4 protein-coding genes are annotated in these 4,595 nt (G+C 33.5%); all 4 read right to left on the minus strand.

What is annotated here, in order from left to right; translation table 11 throughout:
* On the minus strand, window positions 1-555 hold a 555-nt coding region (locus NCY57_RS16325; protein WP_250789854.1), incomplete at its 3' end, for a hypothetical protein.
* A gap of 201 nt (window positions 556-756) precedes the next feature.
* Complete coding sequence (locus tag NCY57_RS16330) at window positions 757-2,397, minus strand: hypothetical protein (RefSeq protein WP_118753217.1); 1,641 nt, start codon at window positions 2,395-2,397, stop codon at window positions 757-759.
* A 220-nt stretch (window positions 2,398-2,617) separates the two neighbouring features.
* A complete protein-coding gene (locus NCY57_RS16335; RefSeq protein ID WP_244092782.1) occupies window positions 2,618-3,037 on the minus strand; it encodes a hypothetical protein in 420 nt (139 codons plus the stop codon).
* A gap of 269 nt (window positions 3,038-3,306) precedes the next feature.
* Window positions 3,307-4,595 (minus strand): ATP-binding protein (locus NCY57_RS16340; protein ID WP_250789855.1); only part of this gene is annotated, 1,289 nt, incomplete at its 5' end.

The following is a 4,595-nucleotide window of genomic DNA, read 5'->3' on the forward strand; positions in this document are numbered from 1 at the left end:
ACATTCAACAAATATTTCTTTTTCTACCTCAAAATTCAAAGTATCATCTAAACCATAATAATATAATAATTCTTTATGATATTTTTCTGAAATAACAGGAAAATAGAAACCATATGTATTATCATCTTCAGGTTTTATCATTACCTTTGAAGCGCAATCACGTATTTCTCTTATTTGCTCTCCCCGCTTAAATTCGTCGTGCAATTGTAATACATACTCAACAAATGAATATTCTTCACCTAAACTAGGAACATATCTTTTCTTTGAAAACGAAATCTTCCTATCGGATATGAGCACCCTATGTATGTACCAATATATAGCTTCTCGAAGAGGATTTACTAAAATGAGATATTCATTAGAATCACCCAATCCCGCAGCTAAAGATTCTTCAGATTTCATTTTATAGTTCATTTCTAACACGATAAGTGGAAAAAGAATCTCATAATAGAAATCATGATTAAATAACTGTAATTTTTCAGAAAATACTCTGTCGACATCATTTTGTATAGCATCTGCAATTTTCTTTCTTAATTCATACTCTTGCTGTCTCTCCATATACCTCACCTTTTCTCATCAAATAATGTTCTTCTTAGCATGTTTTTCTATACGGAATTCCTTATAATCTATTAAATATGAATTGCATTCGTTTTTACAACTGGAATTTATTTCTCTCTTAGAACGAATTTTTTGAAGTAAGAAAGCAATACTTTCCACATATGATTACAATGAACGAACCGATATAGTATCACAAAAGTTTTATGGAGTAGCTGTTTTCTTACATAACACTGCCAAAGGTAAGGAAGGATCCGGTGCTTTCTTTTCACAATAGATGACATTGGTTTTGCATCCAAGATAACGATAAATTTCCATCGCCTGCGATGACAATGCATAATCACAGGTAACAAAATAGTTACATTTTGACGCATAACAGATATGATCAACATCATAAAAACCACTTCTAATGGTTCTGTAAAACTCACGATCATAAGTAGGATAAAAAGCTTTATATGTAAACTTTGTGCGCTTCTCAATTTTATTTCTGTGATAGCCTAATGCATTCATTAGTATAAAAAGAAGCCGAACCGCTTCTCTAATCTCGGAAAAGGTTCTTTCCTTTTTACAATAATCCTTAAAGTCCTCAACTGGAAAACGAGAACCACAAATCTCGTAAAATACCCTATTAATGCTTTCGTTATCAATCATCTCATTCTTCGGATCAAATAACTGTGTAGATGTTAACAAAGAAATTTCCTTTCTGTGTGTTTCCACCTCTTTTTCGTCCCATCTGAGTAATCCACACGTTTTTTCCTCTAGAGCCTCAAATGTAGCGCATTCTGACTCTTCAGCATACTGATTCAAAACCTGAAGTTTTTTCGCACGGTCAAAGCACACTTCTACAGGTTCTGTGAGAATTTTGAGACATCCGTCCCGAACCAGAAAGACTTCGCAGTTGCTACAAATTTTTGAAATATTATCTCGCCGTTTGCCCTCAAATATAGAATTGTCCATCCTACATACTTCCTCCATATGAGTAGGACTATACACAAATTGAATTTCATCCATTTCGGCATAATTATCCAGTTGTGTGTGGAAAACTTCATTACTCTCATATAGTTGATAAACGCCAAAATCCATATACACAAGCGTTTTCTTTTCCAATACACATAACGGAATGTTCTTCGTCTGAAAGTCTCTACAAGTTGTTTTTATTTCAGTGTTCAGAATGTTGTCGATAGACCGTACTCTGTTCCATTCGTTCAGACTAATTTGAAGTTCCTTACGATCTTTTTTTTCCAGATATTTCCTTAACAACTGAACACTTTTTATCAATTCCAACCAGTCCACTCCGCTCGGACACTCATCCCACTGTTCACAAGAACCAACCGCTTCTAAATAATAATCTGCGATTACTGCTTCTATCTCTAATTTTTGTGTTTTCTCCATATCATCACTATGCATATTTTTAGCAATCATTTCTAAGTCACTAAAAATAGTATAAGGTAAAACAGAACAAATATCACATCTTAGATTAATCTGATTAAGTCCCTTTTCTGTCATCAAAATGCTCGCATAAGTATTATATATATATCGATAATAAACAAAACATTCTGGTGTTGAGCATTTCCGGTCTGCGTATTTTGGTACATCATTTTCCGGATTAGGACATTCATGAAGCTCATGTATCTTGTCCAACAGGTGCAGCAAGGCATAATAATATTTCAGCAGTATTAAATCAGCACGTCTATCCTTTACGTTTTTCAACTGATTTTTTTCTCTTTCTCGTTGATACAAGTACATTCCCGCATAATTCGGCAAATCTTTACAGACTTTGCAAACCCAATTAATATCATTATCCGTACCTTCACAGGCAATATGACTATTAAAATTTTCGCTCATATTACACACTCCTTTGCACAATAAAACATTTTCATCTATTTTTAACTTACAAATACCAAGTTGCAAATCTCATTTTGCATTTCTATATGAAGTTACAATATGACTTGGTGCAAATAATACTGATGCAATAATCAATAACACTTACCTACTCATAATCCCACTAAGCAGGAATAAAATTGAAAGAATAATTGCACAGTAAATCATTCCATCATAGCCCTCCTCAAATACCGATTTGACGTACTTTTCCTAATCCCCAAAAACAAGTGCAAAATTCCGTACATATCTTGTCATTTTCAAATCTCACATTATCAAGCAACAATGCCTGAAACAAAACATCCCCCACATTCTTAAGCCTAACCATTCCATACTCTTTTTCTGTAAATCCTTCAATCTGTGTCCCCTGCATAGCAGCCTTCTTCCTCGTCACCAGACAATGCGTATATAGTGCCATAATATATTTATCCGACATCAGAAAGGCGTATGTTTCGTTCCCTTGATATGTATATCGGCACTTTTCCAGATTTTCTTGCGATATATCGAAATAACATCTGACCGTTTCCAGATATACATCTCCATTATACTGCGGCTTTAGCTTCTTTGCATACCTTCTGATTGTTGCAAATATATTATTTCTTTCCATAGCCGTCTTGGTTCTCTTAAATACAGGCTTTTTCCCTCGCAGGTCCATATAAACATTATTTAGGATAGTCTTTCCGGCATACTGCTTGAAATCACCTATCCGCAACAAATACGATAACACCTCCAGCAATTTCTCCTTTAATGTTATCTCCTGATACGAATAATCTCCAAATTCAAAGAGTGCCATGGCATAAAAATAAAATTTTTATCATATGATTTTCTCCTTGTGTTATTGAAAGATTGTGTAATTTGAACCCGCTATGTTCTCAATCACTTAATGATATATTTTGTTCCTCTGCCTTTTCCTTCAACTGCAATCACACCTTTTTTCTCCATAGCTTTCAGTAATTGTGTTGTTTTTGATTTGCCAAATGGGACATATGGTGCAATTTCACTTATTGGTTTCAGCATCGTCTTACTTAAAAATTTGTAAATCACTTTTTCGTCTTCGGTTAAATTGACATTCGTTTCAAATATCGGTAGTACAATTTTTATAGCATTTTCTGACACTTCAAATTCTGGTTTTATCAAACTCTCTGCATATAGTTGTTTGATTCGTGTAATTCCTGTTCCAAATATCTCTACTAATCCCAGTCTGTAAAATACATTTGCAAGATTTCTATTTCTTAAAATAGATAGTTTACCTGATAAATATTCTTCTGCCGTTATTCCAGCCGGCAATCCACCAGGAGACACTACTTCTATTCTATCATCAAACATAGAAACTCTGATGTGTGAATTAATATCCCATACCCTATGAATCAAAGCATTTGCAATTGCTTCTCTGAAAGCTGCTTCCGGTATTTTCTCTACCATTTTTCTGTCAGCCCCCTGTATTACTTCATATTGGTAATAATCTCTAAATACAGCAAGTGCTTTTTCATATATTTCTAAAACCGATATATGTTCAAACGTTACTCTTTTTTGAATAATACTGATATTCTCACCAAACTTAACAATATCAATTCCTGAAAAATGATTTTTATCTGCCAAAAGTCCCGCTGCATTATTATAACCATTTATATTGTCATACAGGTTCAATGTCTTTAAAGTATCTTGATTGAAAGTTTCAATGTAAATATTTTCTTTCAGTTTACACTGTAAAATTTCAAAAGATAGCTCCTGATCTTTACAAGGTAATTCTTCGAAGCTAATATTTTTTCCATCTAATACAAGCCTTGAAAATTCCAATGTATCTACCTCTATCGTTGCTGTATCATTTCGTTTGTATGCTTTTGATTTATATAAATACGGTTTTTGAAGACCACTTTTTACAGTAAGTTTTATCGTCTGGTCATTGTTCTGTATTTCAAGTGTATAGTTTGGTTGAGGTGATATGCTGTCATTGATTTTATTTTCGATATCCAGACAGGCCTGTTTTACATCTGGCAATCCTTTCACATTTCCATTATCATCAACCCCAAAAAGAATTGTTCCACCATTGTAATTCGAAAAGGCACTAACTGTTTTCAAAAAAGTATTCGTAATCGTTTCCTTGAATTCTAATATTCTTGTTTCACGCATAGTAATCGTTCCCTTTCCAACCATAATAATTATAT

Source organism: Blautia sp. MB18-30, from assembly GCF_023669475.1.
In the GTDB taxonomy this organism is placed as follows: domain Bacteria; phylum Bacillota; class Clostridia; order Lachnospirales; family Lachnospiraceae; genus Blautia_A; species Blautia_A fusiformis.

Excerpts from the sequence above, each read along its gene's own strand:
- NCY57_RS16330 (WP_118753217.1), bottom strand. The coding sequence starts at position 2,397 with ATGAGCGAAAATTTTAATAGTCATATTGCCTGTGAAGGTACGGATAAT.
- NCY57_RS16335 (WP_244092782.1), bottom strand. The coding sequence starts at position 3,037 with ATGGAAAGAAATAATATATTTGCAACAATCAGAAGGTATGCAAAGAAG.